At 48.6% G+C, this 1,025-nt stretch carries 1 protein-coding gene; it reads left to right on the top strand.

What is annotated here, in order from left to right; genetic code table 11:
- The coding region (locus CLV59_RS29085; protein ID WP_170137960.1) for an Ig-like domain-containing protein at positions 1 to 1,025 on the top strand (1,025 nt) is incomplete at both ends.

Below are 1,025 nucleotides of genomic sequence, written 5' to 3' on the forward strand. Positions count from 1 at the left end.
CCTGTTCAGGTAGTAGTGAAAGCATTGGGTGCGCCTACAGACATCGTTCTGGCAGATACCACCACTGCTTGTACTACTGGTAATGCAGTACTGGCACCAACGGCTAATCCTGCATCTGGTATCACTAACCCAACCTTCAGCTGGTATTTTGATGCTGCTAAAACACAGCCAATCACAAATGCTACTGTTGGTGGAACTACTTATGCAATCGACTCAACAGGTAAACTGACGATCACCGGACTGGCAGTCGGCACCTATACTTATTATGTCGCGATCGCAGGTGGCAACCGTTGTCCAAATGCAGCCGGTAATCTGAAAGCTGCGGTGGTGAACATTGTAACTGCACCAGCTCCTCCAGTAGTGGCAGGTGCGGTAGTTGTAGCCACTGGTCAGACCGCAAGTCTCACTGCTACTCCAGTTCCAGGCGCAACGATCAACTGGTATGCAGATTCTACTACCACCACTGTTCTTGGTTCAGGAACTCCATTTGTAGTAGGTCCGTTCTCTAATCCGGGTACTTATACTTATTGGGCAGCTGTCTCTATTCCAGGAGCATGTTCTTCTGCAAGAGTACCAGTTGTGGTAACCGTAACAGGTCCTGTAGTACCACCTACAGCATGTAACGTAGCTACCAGCCAGGTATCAGGTACTACCCTTGGTTGTATCCTTTGCTCTGTGCAGAACCCAACCTTCGATATCGATAGTTCAACTACGAACTTCACTACATTGGCAATGCCAGTAGGTCTGTTGGGTGGTTCTGTTTACCAACAACTGATCTTCCCGAATGCAGGAAGTGCAACAGATAGTATCCAGGTTACTTTGGGTACCTCTACTGCCCTTGCAGATGTAAGTCTGCTCGGTGGTACTGTACTGACTGTATACAATGGTACTACGAAAGTATCCGCAGATACGCTTTCTAATCTGCTTACTCTCCGCTTGTTAAGCGGCAATCAGCAGTTTATCGCTACCATCCCTACAGGCGGCGCCTACGACCGTGTAGAAATCCGTCTGACAGGCGTAGCAAA

The sequence above is a fragment of the Chitinophaga dinghuensis genome, from assembly GCF_003259435.1.
Lineage (GTDB): Bacteria > Bacteroidota > Bacteroidia > Chitinophagales > Chitinophagaceae > Chitinophaga > Chitinophaga dinghuensis.